Annotated in this window: 19 protein-coding genes; 7 read left to right on the top strand and 12 right to left on the bottom strand. The window is 69.2% G+C overall.

Annotation, left to right across the window (positions count from 1 at the left end; all coding sequences use genetic code 11):
- Positions 1-163 precede the first annotated feature (163 nt).
- The 10 genes from AC1DEL_RS20820 to AC1DEL_RS20775 form a co-directional block, all read right to left on the bottom strand.
- Positions 164-1,168 (bottom strand): FecR family protein, encoded by a 1,005-nt coding sequence (locus tag AC1DEL_RS20820; RefSeq protein WP_177219930.1) that lies wholly within the window; start codon positions 1,166-1,168, stop codon positions 164-166.
- A 99-nt stretch (positions 1,169-1,267) separates the two neighbouring features.
- On the bottom strand, positions 1,268-1,783 hold the full coding sequence (locus tag AC1DEL_RS20815; protein ID WP_092295224.1) for an RNA polymerase sigma factor: 516 nt from the start codon (positions 1,781-1,783) through the stop codon (positions 1,268-1,270).
- A 3-nt stretch (positions 1,784-1,786) separates the two neighbouring features.
- Entirely contained in the window at positions 1,787-2,500 is a 714-nt protein-coding gene (locus AC1DEL_RS20810; protein ID WP_477125405.1) for an STN domain-containing protein, read from the bottom strand.
- A 155-nt stretch (positions 2,501-2,655) separates the two neighbouring features.
- Entirely contained in the window at positions 2,656-3,207 is a 552-nt protein-coding gene (locus tag AC1DEL_RS20805) for a YbjN domain-containing protein (protein WP_454757618.1), read from the bottom strand.
- Positions 3,208-3,244: 37 nt separating this feature from the next.
- Entirely contained in the window at positions 3,245-3,976 is a 732-nt protein-coding gene (locus AC1DEL_RS20800) for a hypothetical protein (protein ID WP_441645078.1), read from the bottom strand.
- Between the two features lie 10 nt (positions 3,977-3,986).
- The gene (locus tag AC1DEL_RS20795; RefSeq protein WP_477125404.1) at positions 3,987-5,813 is read right to left on the bottom strand and encodes a putative porin; all 1,827 of its coding nucleotides are present in this window, start codon (positions 5,811-5,813) and stop codon (positions 3,987-3,989) included.
- Between the two features lie 47 nt (positions 5,814-5,860).
- Entirely contained in the window at positions 5,861-6,571 is a 711-nt protein-coding gene (locus AC1DEL_RS20790; RefSeq protein ID WP_477159169.1) for an energy transducer TonB family protein, read from the bottom strand.
- Positions 6,572-6,581: 10 nt separating this feature from the next.
- Complete coding sequence (locus tag AC1DEL_RS20785; protein ID WP_092295239.1) at positions 6,582-6,992, bottom strand: ExbD/TolR family protein; 411 nt, start codon at positions 6,990-6,992, stop codon at positions 6,582-6,584.
- A gap of 15 nt (positions 6,993-7,007) precedes the next feature.
- Complete coding sequence (locus AC1DEL_RS20780; RefSeq protein ID WP_441645076.1) at positions 7,008-8,789, bottom strand: DUF2341 domain-containing protein; 1,782 nt, start codon at positions 8,787-8,789, stop codon at positions 7,008-7,010.
- Between the two features lie 39 nt (positions 8,790-8,828).
- Positions 8,829-10,508 carry a ShlB/FhaC/HecB family hemolysin secretion/activation protein gene (locus AC1DEL_RS20775; protein WP_477125403.1) on the bottom strand — a complete coding sequence of 560 codons (1,680 nt, stop codon included), beginning with the start codon at positions 10,506-10,508 and terminating at the stop codon, positions 8,829-8,831.
- Between the two features lie 283 nt (positions 10,509-10,791).
- On the opposite strand from AC1DEL_RS20775, the gene AC1DEL_RS20770 reads away from it, so the two are divergent.
- The 7 genes from AC1DEL_RS20770 (at position 10,792) to AC1DEL_RS20740 (ending at position 18,400) form a co-directional block, all read left to right on the top strand.
- Positions 10,792-11,145, top strand: a complete 354-nt coding sequence (locus AC1DEL_RS20770; RefSeq protein ID WP_143093903.1) for a hypothetical protein — start codon at positions 10,792-10,794, stop codon at positions 11,143-11,145.
- Between the two features lie 203 nt (positions 11,146-11,348).
- A complete protein-coding gene (locus AC1DEL_RS20765) occupies positions 11,349-13,325 on the top strand; it encodes a TonB-dependent receptor plug domain-containing protein (protein ID WP_477125402.1) in 1,977 nt (658 codons plus the stop codon).
- A gap of 31 nt (positions 13,326-13,356) precedes the next feature.
- Positions 13,357-14,676 (top strand): HmuY family protein, encoded by a 1,320-nt coding sequence (locus AC1DEL_RS20760; protein WP_477159168.1) that lies wholly within the window; start codon positions 13,357-13,359, stop codon positions 14,674-14,676.
- Positions 14,677-14,697: 21 nt separating this feature from the next.
- Positions 14,698-15,744 (top strand): hemin-degrading factor, encoded by a 1,047-nt coding sequence (locus tag AC1DEL_RS20755; RefSeq protein WP_477159167.1) that lies wholly within the window; start codon positions 14,698-14,700, stop codon positions 15,742-15,744.
- 28 nt (positions 15,745-15,772) lie between these two features.
- A complete protein-coding gene (locus AC1DEL_RS20750) occupies positions 15,773-16,615 on the top strand; it encodes a heme/hemin ABC transporter substrate-binding protein (RefSeq protein ID WP_092295260.1) in 843 nt (280 codons plus the stop codon).
- Entirely contained in the window at positions 16,615-17,604 is a 990-nt protein-coding gene (locus tag AC1DEL_RS20745) for a FecCD family ABC transporter permease (RefSeq protein WP_477107586.1), read from the top strand. The genes AC1DEL_RS20750 and AC1DEL_RS20745 overlap by 1 nt, the downstream gene beginning before the upstream one ends.
- 1 nt (position 17,605) lies before the next feature.
- Positions 17,606-18,400, top strand: a complete 795-nt coding sequence (locus tag AC1DEL_RS20740; protein WP_477125400.1) for a heme ABC transporter ATP-binding protein — start codon at positions 17,606-17,608, stop codon at positions 18,398-18,400.
- A 24-nt stretch (positions 18,401-18,424) separates the two neighbouring features.
- Here the strand turns inward: AC1DEL_RS20740 and AC1DEL_RS20735 are convergent, their stop codons facing one another.
- Positions 18,425-19,126 (bottom strand): RraA family protein, encoded by a 702-nt coding sequence (locus tag AC1DEL_RS20735; RefSeq protein ID WP_477125399.1) that lies wholly within the window; start codon positions 19,124-19,126, stop codon positions 18,425-18,427.
- A 29-nt stretch (positions 19,127-19,155) separates the two neighbouring features.
- The gene (locus AC1DEL_RS20730) at positions 19,156-20,358 is read right to left on the bottom strand and encodes a pyridoxal phosphate-dependent aminotransferase (RefSeq protein ID WP_092295272.1); all 1,203 of its coding nucleotides are present in this window, start codon (positions 20,356-20,358) and stop codon (positions 19,156-19,158) included.
- Position 20,359: the final 1 nt, after the last annotated feature.

The following is a 20,359-nucleotide window of genomic DNA, read 5'->3' as shown; positions in this document are numbered from 1 at the left end:
AATCTGCGTGGCGTGGCGGCCCTGTCGTCATGTCCACCGACGGCAAGCGCCGTCGATGCTCCTGGGACCTAGACCATTGGGCCGAAGGGAATCGGCAAGCTTTTCCTTGAAGATTTCGTGACAGCGATCCGGGAAAACCCGGACCACCGTGCCTGCGAAAAACCTAGCTCAGCAGCACCATGCCGCCCGGCAGCGTGCGCGCGTGCAGCCCGAACGAACGCTGCATCTGGACGATGGCCTTGTCGAGCGCGTGAATCTGAAAACGGCCGGTGACCGGCTTCGCCGCGAGTTGGCGGTCCAGCAGCACGACCTTGCCGGTACGGTAACGATTGATCTCGTCGAGCACCTCGCCCAGCGGCGCATCGGTGAAGCGCAGGTAGCCCTGGCGCCAGCCTGGCATGCGCGCGGCATCGAGCTGTTCGGCGCGGCCCAGCGTGTGGTCGTCGTAGCGCAGGCGCTGGCCGCCCGACAGTTGCACGGTGCCGCTGGCATGGGCCACCTGTACCTGGCCGTCGATGCAGGTCACGCACACCGCGCCGTCCAGGTGCCGGACCTCGAAGCGCGCCGCCTGGCGCTGAAGCGCCTGCGTATGGCCGGCGCCGGCCGCCACCACGAAGGGCGTTTCGGCACGGCTCAGGTCGATGGCGGCTTCCCCGGCGATCAGGTCGATGCCGCGCGTGCCGCCCGCGCCGGGCCACACCGCGATGCTGGTGCGCGTATTGAGTTCGACATCGACGGCGCCGCCCAGCGCCAGCCGCCGCTGTTCGCCGGTGGCGGTGCGGTAGTCGGCACGCCATTCATTGGCGGCGGGCCACAGGCCCAGCGGCGGGTGGACGACGGCTGCTACCGCCGTCGCTGCGGTGGCGCCCAGCGCGCCACCGAGGAACGCACGCCGCTGCCAGCTGGACGGACGCCGTGCCGCCGGCAGGGTGGCGTGTATGGCGGCGGGGTTGCGCGCCTTGACCATCGCGGCGGCCTCGCCGAGCTGGGCCCAGCGGGCGCGCGCGGCGGCAAAGGCGGCGGCGTGGGCAGGGTTCGCCTGACACCACTGCCGCAGCGCCGCGCCGTCGGCATGCGTGATCTCGCCCGCCGCGACACGGCGCACCCAGGCGAGCGCCTGCCGCTCGACGGGATCCAGTTCGCGCGGCGGGGGGAACGGAGCATTCATGGTTGGGATCATGGCGTCAGACGAGCCATCCTCGGGTAGCGCCCGGCCAGCAGGCTTACAGACAAGACGGTTGGGCGGACGCGGATCGGCACGATTTCTTCACTCATGCTTCGGCATGTGCGCCATGCAGTACTCATGGGCGCGTTTCAGTTCCAGACCGACCAGTCGCGTGGATACGCCGAAGCGCACCGCCACCTCCTGGTTGGAGCGCTCCTCCACGCGCACCGCGAGGAAGATCGCCCGCCGCCGGGGCGGCATGCTGTCGATCAGCCGCGCCAGCGCCTCCAGCTCGTCGCGGGCGGCCACGGTCTGCGCCGGCCCCGGGGCGGGATCGGCGATTTCGAGCATCAGCGTGTCCACCTCGTCCGCACTCATATAGCGGCGGTCGCGCTGGAGCCGGTCCAGCGCGAGGTTGGTCGCCATCCGCATCAGGTAGGCGGCCGGGCTGCTGACCGGGCCGCTTTCCTCGCTGCGGTCTTCCAGATGGACCCAGGTGTCGTGCAGCGCGTCGCTGGCCAGCTCGGACGAGCCGAGCCGCCACGTCAGGCGGCGCTTGAGGTCTTCGTAGCGCAGCGCGAGGAGGTCGCGCAGGGTGGCGCGGGTGGAATCGCTCATGGCTCAGCCCGCCTGCCGTTCGCACGCCTGGCGGCACGCGCCGGCCTGCGCCGCCCGTGCGTCGCAGTGCACGGGGTGGGCCAGCAGCACGAAGGGCCGCGACGGATCGGTGGGCGACAGGCCCACATCGACCTGTTCGAGGGTCTCAACGATGGCTGCATCGCGTGCCTTGTCGCCGGTGGTGTCCAGCAGCCGCACCTGCCGCACATGGCCGGAGGCATCGACATGCACGCGCAGCGCCAGCCGGTATTCCCCGAACGCCAGCGACGGCCGCGCGCACAGCGCCCGGTAGATGCGCGCCTGCACCGCGCCGTCGACCTGGCGCTGCCGGCTGGCGGTGGCCTCTGGCGCGGGCGCATCCGGCGGGCGGGGTGTGGGGATCAGCACGAAGGCGTCGGACGCCGCGGCCTGCACGGTCAGCCCGGTGCCGTCCACCAGCCTGCGCAGCGCGTCCTCGGGGCGATAGCTGCCATGCACCGGATTCGAAGTGCGGCCCTCCGCGAGTTCGGAAGGGAAGAAGACGGACAGGCTGGTCAGCCTGTCGTACTGCGCCAACGCCTGTTTCAACGGCTGGGCCGGCAGGTCGAAGGCGATCTCGGCCATGCCGTCCGGCGTGGCCTGCTGGGCGCGGAGTTTCTGGCAGGCCATGCAGAGCACGAGCAGCGTCAGGTAACCCACCAGCGCGCGCGCACTGGGCGATGCGACCAGCCTTGCCATCACGATCCAAGATGAGTCGTCCGTTGAGGAATGCCCGACGGCGCCGCTTGCGGGCGCCTTGAGCCGGTCCGCATCGTAGGACTCCTGTGTGACGTAACCGTGACTGCAAGGCGGCGTACTGCCCTCCCCCCTCCGGGAGGGGGGCGTGGCAAGCTTCAGCCGGCAACGGCGTCGGTGGCGGCGGTGACGTCATCGGTGACGGCTGCATCGGTCGCCGCTTCCGTCGCCGCTTCCGTCCCGGCCGCCTGGAAGTTGCGCAGATGCAGGAAGAACTGCCCCATCATCTGCACCCAGAGCTGCATCGCCACGCCGAGATAGGTGGGCGCGACGCCGCCGGAGACCATCACATCCATCTCCAGCACCACAAACTCGCCGTGCTGCGCCACACGCGCGAAGCGCCGGCTGCGGTGCCACTCGGCCACCACGCCCTCGGGCAGCGTGCCGCCCTGCACGCGCAGCGGGCAGCTCAGCGTGAAATCCACATACTCGCCGGGCGCGGCGGCATTGCCCCACAGCACCTGGAAGCCGACGCCATGGCTGGCGCTATGCAGGCGCGGCACGCCCTCCTGCTCGATAACGGTGACGGCGCAGCCGGCCGCCTTGATGGCGTCCGCGACCTGCTCCGGCGTGACGGTCTGCAGGAGGGTCGGGGTCGGTTGTTCGATGGTTTGTGCGACGGCGTCGAACGGGGTGGCGATGGTGGTCATGAACTGGTCCTGAAATCTGAAATCGGTAGAAGAGGGGTTAGTGCGTCTTTTGCGGCGCGGCGTCCGGCTGGCTCGCCGACTGGGCGGGCGGGGCCGGCGGGGCAGCCTGCGCCGCCGCAGCGGCGGAGAACTGCCCTTCGTAAAGCTTGTCGCCAAACTGCTGCGCGATCTGCTCGTAGCGCACGCGGCTCTGCGCGGCAAAGGGCTGGCGTGCGCTCAGCACCGTGCCGAGATCGACGGTCTCGTAGGCCTGCAGCACCTCCTGGCCCACCGCGTACAACTGCGCGTTCTTGGCTTCGCACTGGGTCAGCGCGGTCTTCTGCGCGGTGGTCTCGGCGGCCAAGCGCTGGCGCTCGGCGTCCAGTCCGCGTGCCATCCTGAGCAGTTCGTCGTACGCGCCGCGATACTGGGCGATCTGCGCGCCAGCCTTTTCCACCTGCGCCTGGCCCTGCTGCTGGCTCTGGCGCAGCGCGTCGCGCGACTGGCGCTCGCTGGCCAGCTGCGCGCGGGCAGCCTCCAGCTCCTTCTTCAGGGCATCGACATCGGCCGGCGCCGCGCCAGCCTTGGCGGCGGGCTGGCTGCCGCCGCCTGCCTTGAGCACGGCCAGTTCGTTCTGCGCCTGCTGGAGCTGCGCGGTGGTGTTGCGGAGCTGGTTGCGCAGGCGCTCTTCCATGCTCTGGCCGGCCGGGGCCTGCTGGGCATGGGCGGCGCCGCCGGCCACCAACAGCGCGGCGGCCAGGGCAATGCCGGGGAGGAACGGATGGGACACGGTGTCCTCCTTAGAAACGGGCGTTGACTTCAAGCTGCAGCGTGTCGATCGACAGCGGCGGCCCGAACACTTCCTTGGTCGAGATCCAGCGGCCGGTCACCCAGGCGTTCTTGTCGAACGCATAGGAGCCGCCGAGGTAGTAGCCGCGCGCATTGGTGCCGCCCATGTGGAAGGTCGAATCGTTGTAGCCGTCCGGCATGGCGTCCGGCTCGATGCGCTTGTAGCCGGCCAGCACGTTCCAGTCGCCGCGTGCCGAAGGCGTGGGCTTGCCGAAGGTGGCCTGGAACATATAGGCGTTGCCGCCACTCTTGAAGTCCGCGCGGCTGGTGCCGCCGCTGGCGCCGAAGTTGTTCACGATGCCGCCGTTGGCGCGCGCGAACATCTCGTCCGGGTCGTAGGCGAGGTTGCGGATGTAGTTGCCGTCCAGCCGCAGCATGTACTTGCCGGCCACCTTGGTGTCCCAGCGCAGGTTGACGTCGAGCAGCTGGAATTGCGAGGCCAGGCCCACGTACTGCGGCTGCGGCGTGTTAGCCGGGTCGAGCGGGTTGAGCGCGATATTGCGCAGCAGCATCAGCGTGTTGCCCTTCTGCATGAAGGCCGGACGGCTCCAGTCGGTGCTGCAGCTGGTGGCGCCCGCGTACAGCGCGCAGGGGTCGGACACCCGGCCGCTGACGTTGTGGAAGTCGTAGTAGGCCAGCGCGCCGCGCAGGCGGTTGTCGTCGTTCACCTTCCAGCTCGCGCCGATCTGCGCGCCCAGCAGCCACTTGTTCTCGCTGCTCATCTTGTCCTGGCTGTTGCCCGGGAAGCCGTCCGACGAATATTCGAGCGGGATCAGGCCCAGCGAGCCGAACAGCGAGATGTCGCGGTTGGGCAGCGCCTTGTCGAACTGCGCGGCGATGCCGTCGAAATTCAGGTCATTCGAGAACAGCGTGTCCGACGACACAAACGGGTTGCCGAAGCGGCCGCCGGTGACCTTGACCCATTCGAACGGCTGGTACGACAGCCAGCCCTGGTCGAGCCAGACGTCCTTCTTGGCCAGCCCGCCGCCGAGCGTCTGGTTGGTGGAGACCGGGCTGTTGTCGTTGCCGGTGGCCAGGCGCACGCCGGCCTTCACGCTCTCGGACACATCGGCGAGCACGCCAATCCGCGCGCGGGCCTTCCACTGGAGCGTGCGGTTCTGGCGCGTGTTGAGCAGCGGCGGGAGCGCCAGGTTGGTGTTCGGGTTGACGTCGAAGCCGCCGCCCGAGTTGATGGCGGCCCAGTCGATCTCGATATTGCTGTTGTTGCCCGAGTAGAAGCGCGATTCGTTGCGCAGGCGTACATCGCCCTCGACATGGATGCGCTGGGTCCACTCCGGCGTTTCGTTCGGCGCGGCCCAGCCTTCGGCCTTGGCCTGGGCCATTACCTGCACCTTCACCTCGTCGCGGATCTCGTCCCGCACGGTTTCCGGGATGTACGGCACGCGTACGTCGCCAGGCTGCAGCGCGGCGGCGGTCACGGCACCGGCAGCGGCACCCGTGGCGACACCGGCCCCGGCACCCGTGCCGCTGGACGCCTGCATGGTCGCCAGTTGGCGCTGGGTCTGCTGCGCGGCCATCGCCTCGGTCTGGGCCTGCGCCAGCAGGGCCTCGCCGGCGTCCTTGCGCAGCGCGCCGCTCTCGATCAGGCCACGGATCAGCTTGACCATGGTGCTGTCGCCCTGGGCGGCGGTCTGCGCGTTGGCGCCGCCACCCGCGGCCAGCAGCGCGACGGCCAGGGCAAGCGCCTGCGCGCGGCGCCGGGTGCGTGGAGCGCGCGTGATGGGCGTGGCGCGCGGGTGGATGGCGGAGGGATTCATCGGTGTGTTCTGCATGATGTGTTGGGAATGGGGAGCGCGCGGCATCGTCATGGCCGGCGCCCCTTGATCGACATGCGCAACGGCGAGCGCAGCGTGGCCGGCGGGCGTTCGTCGGCACGGAATTCGCGCACCATGGCGAGCACCGCTTCGTCGGTCTTCGCGTTGCCGGTGCCTTGCGAGAGCTGCACGCGCGTGACGGTGCCGTCCGCATCGAGCCAGACGTCGATGCGGATATCGTCGAACGCCAGCTGGCGGGTGCGCGCGTCACGCGCGAACGCCTGCTGCAGCGCGCTGRACAGCCACGACGCGTAGGAGCGGCTGCCGAGCCCGCCCCCGCCGCCGGTCATGCCGCCGCCGCTGCCCGCGCCGATGCCGAACGCATCGGTGCCGGCCTGGGCGGCGCCGTCGATGGTGACCGGGTCGCCCAGGTCCTTCGAGGGGCTGGGCGGGCTGTCGTCCTTGGGCGGATCGAGCGGCTCCATCGGCTTGGGCTCGGGCTCCTTGATTTCCGGCTTGACCTTCTCCGGCTCCGGCTCGGGCAGCTTCTCGGGCTCGGGCGGCGGAGGCGGCGGCGGTGGCAGCACCAGCGTGGGCGTGGCGGCAACTTCGCGCTTGGTGCTGGCCGTGCCGGACAGCAGGTACCAGACCACGGCCGCGAGCACCACGAACGCCAGCGCGCCAATCAGGTGCCCGCCCCAGCGGCGCCAGAGCACCGCAACGCGTGCGCGGAAATCAGGCGGGGGATCGCGACGGTTCACGCTGTCTCCCTTACGCCGGCTTGCCGGTGACGAGGCCGATCTGGTTCAGCTCGATCCGCCGCAGCAGGTCGAGCACCTCCACCACCTTCGCGTATTGCACGGCGGCATCGCCGCGCACGATCACCGGGAAATCCGGCGTCAGCGCCTTCTCGGTGCGCAGGCGCTCCTCCAGCTCCGGCAGTGACACCGGGTAGGCGTCCAGGAACACCTGGCCGGCGTTGTCGATGGTGATCGCCTTGGTCTTGGGCTTCTCCAGCGCCACCGAGGCGCTGGCCTTCGGCAGATCCACCTTGATGCCGGGGATGCTGGCGTTGCTGGTGAGGATGAAGATCACCAGCACCACCAGCAGCACGTCCACGAATGGCGTGATGTTGATGCCGCCGGTGCGCTTCTTCGTGCCGAACTTGGCTGCGTGTGCCATGGTTTCGGTACCCCGTCAGGCGCTGTGCAGCGCGGCGGGCACGCGGCGGCCCTCGCCCTGCTCTTCGGCCAGGCGCGTGGCGAACTCATCCACGAACACCGCCATGTCGGCGCCGATGGCGTCCGAGCGCGAGGCCAGCCAGTTGTAGCCGAACAGCGCCGGAATGGCGACGCCGAGGCCGGCGGCGGTACACAGCAGCGCCGCGGCCATGCCCGGCGCCACCGAGTTGATGTCCACGGCGCCGGCCATGGCCGCCACTACGAACACCAGCATGATGCCGATGACGGTGCCGAACAGGCCCACGTACGGGGCGCCTTCGATGGTGGTGGAGAGCCAGTTCATGCGTTGTGCCATGCGCTCGTTCTCGCGCACCATCACGCCGTCCATCGCCGCGCGGATCGCGCTGATGGTGGCGTCGGACACCGCGTTGAGGTCGTAGCCCATCTGGTGGCGGCGGTGCAGCTCCTCGGTGGCCACCTCGTACAGGCGCCACAGCGACGAGTTCGCCTTCACCTCCGCTGGCACGCGGCCGGTCTTGGCGAGATGGTCCAGCGAAGCCGCGGACGTATCGCGGAAATGCGTCATGAAGGCGGCGTTGGCGCGCGCGTTGGCGCCATAGCTGCGGCCCTTGGTGATCATGATGGCCCACGACGTGGCCATCATCAGGCCCAGCAGCGCCACCACGATCCAGGCGTCCAGCGGCATGGCCGCGAGGATGAAGCCGAAGTGGCTCTTGCCGGCCTGCTGTTCATCGGGGCCGAACGCCGTCAGGCGCGATTCAGCGCCTTGCGACACGGCGTCCGCCAGCAGCAGCGGCGCCGGGCGCGCGATCTTCGACAGGCGCAGTTCGTCGATGGCACCGGCGAACGGCGTGCCGCTGGTTTCGGCGGTACCCCCGGCCACCGGCGCGCCGATGGCGGCAGGCGTGTTCAGCGCCGGCAGCGCCAGCGGCAGCGTTGCGGCCGAGCGGCCACCCACGAAGAGCGTGACCGCCTTTCCATCCGCATTGACCGCCAGGTGCGACCACTGCCCGGCCTGCACCGGCTGGCCCGGGCGGCTGCGCTGGCCGTTGACCTGCACGAACGGCACGCCCTGGTCGATGCCGATCACCAGCTCGCTGGCGCCATCGCGGCGGGCATAGATCACCTGCTGCGCGCCGAGCTGGTCCGGGCGCACCCATGCGGAGAACGTGAACGGTGCGCCGGCCTGGAGCGCCAGCGACGGCGAGGCGGGCAGCATCAGCGGTGCGGTGCCGAGCTGGGCGCCACGCCCGATGATGGTGCCGTCCTTGCTCACCACGGCGGTCTGGCTGTTGTTGCCGTAGGCGGTGGAGTCCCGCGCCGGCACGTTGGCTTCGGCGAAGTGATAGACCAGCGTGTAGTCGGGGTCGAAGCTGCGCTGGCCGTTGCCTGAGGCGGGTGCCTTGGGGTTGCCGTAGTACATCCAGATCTGCTGCGGGCTGCCCGCCGAGACGGCCGGTACATCCACCCAGACCAGTGCGATGCCCAGCAGCGGGTCGAACTGTTCGATCTGGTGGTTCAGCACGGTCTTGTCGTCACCGGCGACAAAGCGCAGGTCGGCGCCGCTCTCGCTGACGCCCTCGAAGGTGAAATTGCCGGTATGCAGGCGCAGCAGCACCGGCGTGCGGCCGGCATCGCCGCCGATGGCGCCGCCCTGCGGGCCGGCATCGATCGTGACCGGCTTGCGATAGGCCCAGTCGGGCTGCCACCAGGCGTGCGCCAGGCCCGGCAGCAGGGTGCTCGCTAGCGCGAGCAGAAGCAAAACGATGCGTCGCATGACAAGGGTTCTCCGTAGATATATGAGGGGCGCCCGCGCTCAGTAACTCGCGGTGACGCTGAAATTCAGGCGTGGGTCGAAGCGTTCCGTGCGGGGGCCGGCCTTGAGCGGGAAGCCCAGGTCCAGGCGGCCCGTGACCTGCTGGCCGAGGCGGAAGCTGGTGCCCAGGCCCACCGAGGCCAGCGAGAACGTGCTTTCCTGCTCGGGCAGCGGTTCGCGCAGCCGCAGCTGGCCGCCATCGACGAAGGCGTACACGCGCCAGTCCTCGACCACGGTGGGGAAGAACGGCAGCGGCGGCGCGCGCAGTTCGACCGAGCCGACCACGCCGTAGTCGCCGGTGGCTTCAGCCGAGAGGTAGCCGCGCACCGAGTTCATGCCGCCGGCCGCGATCTGTTCGCTCGACACCAGCGGGGAATCGGTGATCTGCCCGGCCAGCCGCCATGCGAGCTGGGTGTTGCCGGGGAAGCTGTAGCTGCCGGTGGTATCGGCCTTGAGCACGGTGAAGCTCGGCGACGCCTTGTAGCGCTTGTAGTCGAACTGTTCCCAGTTGCTGCCGTAGCCGAGGAAGCTGCGCGTGCCGGATACCAGCGCGATATTCAGGCCGTACTGGCCGCGCTCGCTCTGGGTGAAGCCCGCATAGGACAGCGTGATGGGCGCGTACTTGAGCGGCACGTTGTCGCTGGAGGCGCCGAACCGGGTGGTTTCCTGGTTGTCCTTGAAGTCCACGCCCAGGCTCAGGGCATGCCACCACGCGCCGGTGTCCGGCACGGTGTAGGTGCCCTTGATCCCGACCGAATGGCCCTTGCCGAGCACGCTGGTGCCGCCCACGGTGGCGACATTGCTGTCCGACTTGTAGCCCGAGGCTTCCACGCTCCAGTTCGTGCCCCGGAACGGCGCCACGTAGGAGCCCGAGAACACCTTGGTCTGGTTCATGTCCTGCGGTGCGCCGAAGAAGCTCAGCGAGGCGCTGTGGCCGAGCTGCCAGAGGTTGTCGTGCCCCAGCGAGGCGGTGGCGCGCAGGGCCTCGGTATCGGGGCTGTAGTCGTTGTTCAGGCCGACGCTGGCGCGCCACGGGCTGCTGTCGTCCACCTTCAGGTCGACATCCATCGTGCCGGGCAGGCTGCCCTGCCGGACCAGCGGCGCCACCTGGCGCTTGGCGCCGCGATTCACGGCGGTCAGCTCCGCCTGCACCTGCGTGAAGTCGGGCACGGCGCCTTCCTTCAGCGCCGGTACCTGCTCGCGCACCTCGCGCGGCGAGTTGTACTCGGTGCCCACCACGCGCACGCGGCCCACGCGCGTCTCGCTGACCTGCAGGAACACGATGCCGCCGCTGACCTGCTGCTCGGGCAGTTCGACATAGACCGACTGGTATCCCTTGGCCTGGTAGGCCGCCGTGAGCGCGTCCCGCGCGCCCTCGATGTCCTGCATGGTGCGGTCCGGGCCCAGGAACGGGCGGACCGCCCGCTCGATCGAGCGGACGTCGAGCACGGTATTGCCGCGCACGATGTACTCGTTGACGTTGACACGCCGCGCCGTCTCGGCCTTGCCCGGCGCGGGCGCAGTGGCCTCAGCTGCGGTAGCGGCCGTGGCGCTGGCGGCCGGCGCCTCTGCCGTTGCCGCCTGCTGCGCCCCTGCCAAACCCGAGGTTCCCAGTCCAATGACCGCCAGCCACACCGCACTCCAGTTCGAAGGCGGGCCGTTCTTCTTCACGTCATGCATTGTTGACTCAATTGCTCTTGTTCGATTCGGTGCCGTGGCGCGCCCGCGGCCTCGACCAAGGCCCGTGATGCGGATGCATTCGGCAGCGGGAGACATGATGGAAAGCCTTCATGTCAGCGTTGCGCTCGGTTGCCTAGACGGCCGGCACGGGCGCCGACTGTCGTTTGTCACAAAAGCTTCATTGAGAAAAAATGGTGCGCGGCCGCGCGGCACGGCTGGCTATACTCGGGCGAGGCAGAGCGCCCACACGAACGACAGGAACGACACGAACGGAGGCATCGACATGGGAATGCAGAACTGGCTGGTGGCGATAGCCGCCATCGCGGCGGGTAGCGCGGCGCCCATGGCGTCGGCCTGGGCGGCGCCGTGCGTGGAAGTGGAGGTGAACGGCGAACGCGCGCCTTCGTACGACTGCCTGACCGAAAAGCTGAAGCCCACGGGCGGCCGCCCGGCCGGCAAGGGAGAGACGACGATGTCGTCCGAGTCGATCGTGCAACGGCCATCGAACCAGCTGGGGCTCTATAACAACGCCGCCACCAGCCATCGCATGGGGAACACCTTCGGTACGTCGGTCTATCCCCAGCGGCCGGCCACCCCGCCGCCGGCTGCGCCGGTGGTGCCGCGCGGGCAGCCCTGACGGCTGCCGTTTTTCTCGGGCGGCGCACCCCCTGCGCCGGCCCATGTCACCGCCTTCTACCCGCGTCCCCTCTCCTCTCGCTGCCCGCAATCGGCGCCTTCGACCTGCCCAAATGTATCTAAATGTTTCCAAACGTATCATGTTGTACAAATCAATACGAATCATTATCATTCGTACTTCCTTTCGTATTGACCTCTCAATTCATGCGTCTCACACGTATCGCGCTCGTTACCGGCTCCCTGCTTTCGACGTGGCCGGCGGCCCATGCCCTCGCTGCCGACGGCCAGGAATTGCCGGCCGTGGTGGTCACCGGCACCCGCTCGGAGAAGCCGATCGACGAGACGCCCATCCGTACCGAGGTGGTGGATCGCCAGGAAATCGAGCGCACCCACGCCCGCACGCTGAAAGACGCACTGGAGAACGTGCCCGGCCTGCAACTGCGGGAAATCCACGGCAAGTCGGGCTACGAGGTGACGCTGCAGGGCATGACCAGCGACCAGGTGCTGGTGCTGATCGACGGCCTGCCGATTACGGCCAGCACCGGCTCCACGGTGGATGTCTCCCAGTACCTGCTGACCGACGTGGACCGGGTGGAGGTGGTGAAGGGGGCCAGTTCGGCGCAATACGGCAGTTCGGCCATGGGCGGCGTGATCAACGTCATCACGCGCCCCATCCGCAAGGGCTTTTCAGGCGCGGTTTCGGCCGATGGCGGCAGCTACGGCGGCCAGAACGCCGATGGCTCGCCCGGCCTGCTGCACGGCAACGTGCGCGTGGAAGGCGGCACCGAGCAGTTCCGCGGCCGGCTTTCCGCCGATGGCCTGGACAACAAGGGCTTCGCGGTGGACCCCGATGGCTGGACCCGCCACGGCGACGCCGTGCGCCGCCAGCAGTACGCGGGCCGGCTGGAGTGGCTGCCCACGCAGGCCGGCAGCTTCTGGTTCGACGCCAGCGCCTATCGGGAGACCGACGAGCAGCGCTACCAGTACTACGCCCCGCCCAACTACGTGCCGCAGCGCAAGACCGAGGATATCGACCGCAACCGCTATACCTACGGCGGGCAATGGCGCTTCGACAACGGCGTGCGGGCCCGGCTGGCGGGCGTGGCCGAGACCTACGACACCACCACGCGCGAGTTCTCCAACAGCTTCCAGACCGCCACGCGCAACAGTTCGCAGCGCACCGACCATGTGTCGACCCAGTTCGACCTGCCGGCTTGGTACTCGCAACTCTGGCAGTTCGGCGCCGATTTCCACCGCGAGCGGCTGGACCAGACCGTCAACGGCGCCTCCGAGCTGGCCGGGAATGCCGAGCGCCGCGCCGGCGAGCTCTACTTCCAGAACGACATCCTGTTCAGCGAGACCTGGGAGATGATCGTCGGCCTGCGCGGCCAGCAGGATTCGGACTTCGGCAGCCACTTCGCGCCCAAGATCGGCGTGCGCGGCAACCTGCTCGCCACCGAGGACTGGAAGGGCGTGCTGCGCGCCAACTACGGCCAGGGCTATCGCGTGCCGAACCTCAAGGAGCGGCACTACCTGTTCGACCACAGCTCGCTGGGCTACATGGTGCTGGGCAACCCGGACCTCAAGCCCGAGTCGTCGCACAGCTTCCAGCTCGGCGGCCAGTTGAGCTGGCGCGACCGCGTGACGGTGGATGCCAACCTGTTCTACAACCGCGTCTCGGACCTGATCCAGACCGACATGGCCAACTTCACGCTGGTCAACGGCATTGCCACCTACACCTACCGCAACGTGGCACGGGCACGCACCCAGGGCGCGGAAACCTCGCTGCGCTGGCGCGCCACCGGGGCGCTGGGCCTGACCGCCGCCTACACCTACACCGACGCAGACGACCTCGACACCGGCGCGCAGCTGACCCGCCGTCCGCGCCATATGGGCCGGCTCGGCGCGGACTGGCGCGTGCTGCCATCCACCGAGATCACCGCACGGGCGCGCTTCCAGAGCAGCGAAGTGGCGGATTCCACCACCGGCGCGCGCTCGCCGGGCTGGGGCACGCTCGATCTGGTCGTCAACCAGCGCATCGGCCGCAATGCCGCCGTCTTCGCGGGCGTGAACAACCTGTTCGGCCGCCAGCGCGATTTTTCGAATGCCAGTGATTTCGGGCCCGTGGCGGGGCGCTTTGTCTATCTGGGCGCGCGATTCAATGTCGACGTCGTCCGCTGATTCCAACAAGCAACCAGGGGAGCGAACTACCATGAACAATACCCAACCCACCACTCGCCGCGCGCTGGGCGCGCTCAGTATCATCGCGCTCGCCGCGACCCTTGCCGCCTGCGGCGGCGGCGGCGACGACGGCGGTACCGCCACCACGCCGCCCACCAGCGGCGGTGGCGGCGTGGTCGCGCCGCCGACCGTCACGCCCACGTCGAGCTTCACGCAGACGGCCGAATGGACGTTCACGCTGCCGGCCRCCGGCACGTCGCTGTGCTACGACTTCAACACCAAGGCCGAAGTGGCCGGCTGCACGGGCACCGGCTGGGACCTGAAGGTCACCAGCAGCGGGCTCACCGGCACGCTCTGGAGCAATAGCGGCACGAGCGGTACCGGCGGCGGCGGCGTGTTCGGCAGCCCCCTCGCGAACACCTGGGCTGACCTGTCCACCTGGAAGAACGCCACCATCGATCCGGTCAATGGCACGCTGCCTGCCGCCGTGTTCCTGAAGGACTCCGCTGCCGGCGTGTTCGCGAACAGCAACTCGATCAGCTCGGCAGCCTTCGAGTACGGCGTGGCCAGCGCCACCGACCACCTGCTCTACCCCACCTATCGCACCTTCATCGTCACCAGCAACAGCGCCAGCGCGGACACCACGGGCACCGTGGGGGCGCCGGTCTTCGCGCTGCAGGTCACTGGCTACTACGGCGGCTCGGGCGGTACCACGTCCGGCTATCCGTCGTTCCGCTGGATCGACCGCACTGCGCCGGGCGTGGTGCGCACGGCCCAGGTCAATGCCTCGGCGGACTGGGTCTACTACGACCTGGTGGCGGGTGCCGTCAGCACGGCCAGCGGCACGTGGCATATCGCGTTCAACCGCTACAACGTGAAGCTGAACGGCGGCCAGTCCGGCAGCGGCACCGTGGCGGGCTTCCTGGGCAAGACGCCGGCGGGCTTCTATGACGGCACTGGTGCGCCGGTGGCGTCGAAGTTCACCGATGCCTCGAACCTCACTGCCACGCTGGCCGACCTCACCGCGCCGGACCTGACGCTGCCCACGGCCGCCAACCAGTGGATCAAGGACGCCAACGCGTCCGCGCTGAACCCGAAGTACACCGGCGCCTACCCGAACGCGCTGAACTACGGCTGGCTCTCCTACTTCCCGACCGCTGCCGCATCCGCCGCGAACGGCCTGCCTGCCGTGGCGCACCTGATCGCCGCCAATCCGCAAGGCGCCGTCATGCTGCGCGGTGGCGAAGGTTCCACCTACGCCCGCTTCCACCTGACCAAGATCCAGTACGCGGATCCGAACGTCAACAGCAGCGCGCAGACGTGGACCATCAACTTCGACGTGCAGCCCTGATACCCGACACCCAAGAACCCTATGGCACAAGATAGTTTTGAAGCCCTGCGCCAGCGCCACGCCGCGCTGGTGGCCGCCACACCCGACCTGCGCATCCGCGAGCGCGCCAGCCGCCTCGGCGCCACCGAAGCCGAACTGGTGGCCGCCGGCTGCGGCGTGTCCTCGCGCCAGCTGGGCGGCACCGCGCAGGCGCTGTTCCGCGACCTCGGCTCGCTCGGGTCGGTCATGGCGCTGTCCCGCAACGACGCCGCCGTGCACGAGCGGCACGGCCACTACGACAACATCCAGGCCGATGATGGCCCGGTCGGCATCGTGCTCGGGCCGGACATCGACCTGCGCATGTYCTTCAGCGCGTGGCAGTACTTCTACGCGGTGACCGAGAACGGCCGGGACAGCATCCAGTTCTTCGACAAAGCCGGCGAGGCGGTGCACAAGATCTACCGCACCGACCACACCGACGCGGCAGCCTGGCAGGCGTACATCGACCGGCACGCCCTGCCGGCGGGGACGCCGGTGACGCCGGTGGTGGTGGCGCCGTTCGCGGCGTCCACCGAGGCCGCCCAGCCCGCCGACCCCGAAGCGCTGCGTGCCGACTGGCGCGGCCTGAAGGACACGCACGACTTCTTCAGCATGCTGCGCCAGCACAAGGTGTCGCGCATCGGCGCGCTGCGCACGGCCGGCCAGGACCTCGCGCAGCAGGTGGCCGACGGCGCGGTGGAAACGATGCTGCAGCAGGCGGCGGAGACGGGGCTGTCGATCATGTGCTTTGTCGCCAATCGCGGCATCGTGCAGATCCACACCGGCCCGGTGCAGAAGCTGGTCCGGACCGGCCCGTGGTTCAACGTGCTGGATCCGGCCTTCAACCTGCACCTGAACACCACGGCGGTGACGTCGAGCTGGGTGGTCAACAAGCCCACGGTCGATGGCTGGGTCACGTCGCTCGAGCTGTACAGCGCGGAGGGCGAGCTGATCGTCCAGTTCTTCGGCGAGCGCAAGCCCGGCAAGCCGGAGTTGCCGGCGTGGCGCGCCCTGCTGGAGTCCTTGTGCCCGACGGCGCTGGCGGCGTAAGCCGTCTTTTCAGGAAGGAGTTTTCATCATGACTTTGCTGCGCCTGGCGCTGCTTTCGCTGCTGTGCGCAGCCGGCATGACCCACGCGGCGCCGCCGGCCCGCGTGGTCGGACTGGGCGGCGCCATCACCGAGATTGTCTATGCGCTCGACGCCGGCGGCACGCTGGTCGGCGCCGATTCGTCGAGCATCTACCCGCCCGAGGCGCTCAAGCTGCCCAAGGTGGGCTACTACCGCACGTTCTCTGTGGAGGGCGTTGCCAGCCTGAAGCCGAACCTCGTGCTGGCGTCCGACCAGAGCGGCCCGCCGCAGGCCTTCGAGCAACTGCAGCGCCTGGGCAGCAAGGTGGTGGTGCTGCCCTCCGCGCCCACGCTGGCGGCGCTGGACCAGCGCATCCTCGGCGTGGCCGCCGCGCTGGATATGCAGGCCCGGGGCACCGCCATGGTGGAACGCCTCCATGCCGAACTGCGCGAGATCAAGCCGCCGGCGCAGCGTCCGCGCGTGCTACTGGTGAGCAGCCATACCGGCAAGATGCAGGCCGCCGGCGAGGACACCGCCGCCGACGCGATGCTGGCGCTGGCCGGCGCGACCAACGTGCTGGCCGGCCAGACCGGCTACAAGCCGTTCTCGGCCGAGGCCGCCGCCGCGCTCAAACCCGATGTCATCGTCACCACGACGATGTCCGTCAGTGCCAGCGGCAGCGTGGACAAGTTCCTGGCGCAGCCCGGCCTGAACGCCACGCCGGCCGCGCGACAGAAACGCGTGGTTGTCATGGATGACCTGCTGCTGCTCGGCTTCGGCCCGCGCCTGCCGGACGCGCTGCGCCAGCTGCAGGCCGGCTTTGCGGCCCGCCCGGTGGCCGCCGCACGCTGATGCCGCGTCCGCCGCTTGCCGTATTCACGGCCCTGTGCGCCGTGCTGGTGGTCTCCGCGCTATGGGCGTCCGCCAGCGGCGCGCTGTCGATCCCGCACAACAAGCTGCTGCCGCTGCTGTGGTCCGGCGCCACCGACGGTGACGATGTGATCTGGCGCAATGTCCTGATCGAAGTGCGCCTGCCGCGCATTGTGCTGGCGGTGACCGTGGGCGCCGCGCTGGCGCTCTCCGGCGCGGTGATGCAGGCGCTGTTCCGCAACCCGCTGGCGGAGCCGGGCCTGATCGGCATCTCGCTGGGCGGTGCCGCCGGTGCGGTGGCGGCCATCGTGCTGGGCGCCGAGGGGCTGTTCGGCATCGCGCCGGCAGCGTTCGGCGGCAGCCTGATCGCCACCGCACTGGCCTATCGCCTCGGCTCGCAGCGGCCCGGCGTGGCCAACCTGTTGCTGGCCGGCGTGGCCATCAACGCCATCTGCGCCAGCATCGTCGGCTTCTTTACCTATCAGGCCAGCGATGTGCAGCTGCGCAACCTCACTTTCTGGAACATGGGCAGTCTGGCCGGGGCCACCTGGAGCATGCTGGCCTGGCTGGTACCGCTCGTGGTGGTGATTTGCGCGCTGATGCTGCGCGACTGGCGCGCCATGAACGCGCTGCTGCTGGGCGAGCGGGAAGCGCAGCACCTCGGCTTCGACCTCGCGCGCCTGCGCCGGCGCCTGATCGTGCTGACGGCTTTGCTGGTGGGACCACTCGTCGCCGTGACCGGCACCATCACCTTTGTCGGGCTGGTGGTACCGCATCTGATCCGCCTGCCGCTGGGGGCCGATCACCGCTGGCTGCTGCCGAATACGCTGGCTGGTGGCGCGATTGCCTTGACGCTGGCCGACTGGCTGGCGCGCACGGTGGTGATTCCCGCCGAGCTGCCGATCGGCATCGTCACGAGCCTCGTGGGCGGCCCTTTCCTGTTGTGGATGCTGACGCGCCGGAGCGCCTGACATGCTGACTGCACGCAACCTGCAATGCAGCCGTGGCCGCCGCCGCGTGCTGGACGCCATCGATATCGACCTGCCCGCCGGCGAAGTGCTTGGCGTGCTGGGCGCCAACGGCGCCGGCAAGAGCACGCTGCTCGGCACGCTGGCCGGCGAACTGAAGCCGGAACTGAGCCCGGAGCCGGGCCTGTTGCTCAACGGGCGCGAGATGGCGGCGTGGTCGGTGGCGTCGCTGGCGCGCTGCCGCGCCGTGCTGCCGCAATCGCCGGGGCTCGGCTTCGACCTGCCCGCGCACGAGGTGGTGGCGATGGGTGCCTACCCGTTTCCCGAACTGACGCCGCGTGCGCTCGCGACGCTGATCGACCGCGCCTTGGAGATTGCCGACGTGAGCGCCCTGGCGCCGCGCGCCTACCAGAGCCTGTCCGGCGGCGAGCAGCAGCGCGTACAGTTCGCCCGCACGCTGGTGCAGGTGCTGGCCTGCCGGGCGGCAGAGGAGTACCGCGTGCTGTTTCTCGACGAACCCACTTCCAGCCTGGACCCGCGCCACCAGTTGCTGCTGCTCCAGGCCGTGCGGACGCTGAGCCGCACCGATGGCCTCGCGGTGCTGGTCGTGCTCCACGACGTCAACCTCGCCGCCCGCTGGTGTGACCGCCTGCTGTTGCTGGCCGACGGGCGCACCGTCGCGCTCGGCACGCCAGCGAACGTGCTGTCCCCGGCCCATCTGGCTACGGTCTACCGCATGGACGCCGCCGTCATCGACTCCCCGGTGCATCCGGGTACGCCGATGGTGGTGTTCGGCTGAGCGCTACGCCCAGCCGGGGGCCGCTCAGATCGGCAGGCCCTTCTCGCGCAGCACTGCGTCGAACCGTTCCGGGTCCGCCGTGCCGAGCCGGTTCGTTTCGCGGATCTTGGCCTCACGCTCCAGGTGCAGCCGCGTGCGGCGCAAGACATCGGCGGCATCGGCCGCCGGTACCGCGATGACGCCATCGGCATCCCCGACGATCAGGTCGCCCGGCATGACGGCCATGCCTGCGCACGACACCGGCACGTTGATCTCGCCGGGACCATCCTTGCTCGGGCCGCGATGGGTATGGCCCCTCGCAAAAATCGGCATGCCGTCCTCGGCCCACTCCAGCAGGTCGCGGATCGCCCCGTCGATCACCAGCCCGCCGAGGCGCTTGGCCACGCAGGTGGTGCGCATCAGGCCGCCAACGAGGGCCTGCGTGACGTCGGCACCGCCGTCGATCACGAGCACGTCGCCGGGCTGCACCATCATCAGCGCCTTGTGGATCATGAGGTTGTCACCGGGCCGCACGCGCACGGTCACGGCCGGCCCGCAGAGCACCGTTTCGAGCCGCGCGTGATACTGCCGCAGGCCGTAGGTGCCGACGTTGCGGCTCATGGCATCGCCGATGGCGGCCACAGGCATCTCGCGGAACGCGTCGACGATGGCTTTCGCGGGCCCCTCGGCGCGCGGGTTGATGCGATAGCCGGCCGGCCACTGCGCCGGTTGGTTGGTATCGGTCATATTCAGGACGCTCCCTTGTCAGCGGTGATTCAGCGCAGTTGTTCGCAGGCCGTGCGCAGACGCGCCAGGCCGGCCTCGAGCCGTTGCATCGACGTGGCGAACGAGATGCGGAAGAACGGCGACACGCCATAGGCGCCGCCCTGCAGCACCGCCAGGTTCTGCGCATCGAGCAGGTACATCACGAAATCCTCGTCCGTCTCGATCCGCTTGCCATCGGGCGTGGTCTTGCCCAGCAAGGCCGCGCACGAGGGAAACACGTAGAACGCGCCTTCGGGCGCATGGCAGGTGATGCCGGGCATGGTGTTCAGCGCGCTCACCACCGCATCCCGGCGCGACTGGAACACGCGGGTGCGTTCGGCGATGAAGTCCTGCGGCCCATTCAGCGCCTCCAGCGCGGCGGCCTGGCTGATCGATGACGGATTCGACGTGCTTTGCGACTGCAGCTTGACCATCGCCTTGACCAGTTCCGCCGGGGCACCGCCGTAGCCAATGCGCCAGCCGGTCATGGCGTAGGCCTTCGAGACGCCGTTGATGGTCAGCGTGCGTTCCTTGAGCGCCGGCTCCACCTGGGCGATGGTCGCGAACTCGCGGCCGTCGTAGAGGATGTGCTCGTAGATGTCATCCGTCATCACCCAGACGTGCGGATGCCGCAGCAGCACCTCGGCCAGGCCCTTCAGTTCCGCATACGAATAAGTGGCGCCGCTCGGGTTGTTCGGCGCATTCAGCACCAACCAGCGCGTGCGCGGCGTGATGGCCGCCTCGAGCTGGGCGGGCGTGAGCTTGAACGCGTTCTGGGGCAGGCAGTTGACGAAGACCGGCTTGCCTTCGGCCAGCAGCACGATGTCCGGATACGAGACCCAGTACGGCGCCGGCACGATGACTTCGTCACCGGCCTGCAGGGTGCACATGAAGGCGTTGAAGATGATCTGCTTGCCACCCGTGCCGACGATCAGCTCGTTGGGCGCGTAGTCGAGCCTATTGTCGCGGCGGAACTTGTCGGCAACGGCCGCGCGCAGCTCCGGCGTGCCGCCGACGTCGGTGTACTTGGTCTGCGACGCCGACATGGCGCGCGTGGCGGCCTCGCAGATGTTCTGCGGGGTGTCGAAGTCAGGCTCGCCGGAGGTCAGTCCGATGATGTCGCGGCCAGCGGCGCGCAACTCCCGGGCGCGCTGGCCCGCCATGGAACTGGGCGACGGCTTGATACGGTTCAGGCGTTCAGCAATGAGGGGCATG

Source organism: Cupriavidus sp. 10L43_2 (assembly GCF_056395265.1).
Note: the sequence above shows the minus strand (reverse complement) of the source record. Positions and strands in the feature narration are given on the sequence as shown.

Coding starts and splice junctions, on each gene's coding strand:
- AC1DEL_RS20820 (WP_177219930.1), bottom strand. CDS start 1,168: ATGAATGCTCCGTTCCCCCCGCCGCGCGAACTGGATCCCGTCGAGCGG.
- AC1DEL_RS20815 (WP_092295224.1), bottom strand. CDS start 1,783: ATGAGCGATTCCACCCGCGCCACCCTGCGCGACCTCCTCGCGCTGCGC.
- AC1DEL_RS20810 (WP_477125405.1), bottom strand. CDS start 2,500: ATGGCAAGGCTGGTCGCATCGCCCAGTGCGCGCGCGCTGGTGGGTTAC.
- AC1DEL_RS20805 (WP_454757618.1), bottom strand. CDS start 3,207: ATGACCACCATCGCCACCCCGTTCGACGCCGTCGCACAAACCATCGAA.
- AC1DEL_RS20795 (WP_477125404.1), bottom strand. CDS start 5,813: ATGAATCCCTCCGCCATCCACCCGCGCGCCACGCCCATCACGCGCGCT.
- AC1DEL_RS20785 (WP_092295239.1), bottom strand. CDS start 6,992: ATGGCACACGCAGCCAAGTTCGGCACGAAGAAGCGCACCGGCGGCATC.
- AC1DEL_RS20780 (WP_441645076.1), bottom strand. CDS start 8,789: ATGCGACGCATCGTTTTGCTTCTGCTCGCGCTAGCGAGCACCCTGCTG.
- AC1DEL_RS20775 (WP_477125403.1), bottom strand. CDS start 10,508: ATGCATGACGTGAAGAAGAACGGCCCGCCTTCGAACTGGAGTGCGGTG.
- AC1DEL_RS20770 (WP_143093903.1), top strand. CDS start 10,792: ATGGGAATGCAGAACTGGCTGGTGGCGATAGCCGCCATCGCGGCGGGT.
- AC1DEL_RS20765 (WP_477125402.1), top strand. CDS start 11,349: ATGCGTCTCACACGTATCGCGCTCGTTACCGGCTCCCTGCTTTCGACG.
- AC1DEL_RS20750 (WP_092295260.1), top strand. CDS start 15,773: ATGACTTTGCTGCGCCTGGCGCTGCTTTCGCTGCTGTGCGCAGCCGGC.
- AC1DEL_RS20745 (WP_477107586.1), top strand. CDS start 16,615: ATGCCGCGTCCGCCGCTTGCCGTATTCACGGCCCTGTGCGCCGTGCTG.
- AC1DEL_RS20740 (WP_477125400.1), top strand. CDS start 17,606: ATGCTGACTGCACGCAACCTGCAATGCAGCCGTGGCCGCCGCCGCGTG.
- AC1DEL_RS20735 (WP_477125399.1), bottom strand. CDS start 19,126: ATGACCGATACCAACCAACCGGCGCAGTGGCCGGCCGGCTATCGCATC.
- AC1DEL_RS20730 (WP_092295272.1), bottom strand. CDS start 20,358: ATGCCCCTCATTGCTGAACGCCTGAACCGTATCAAGCCGTCGCCCAGT.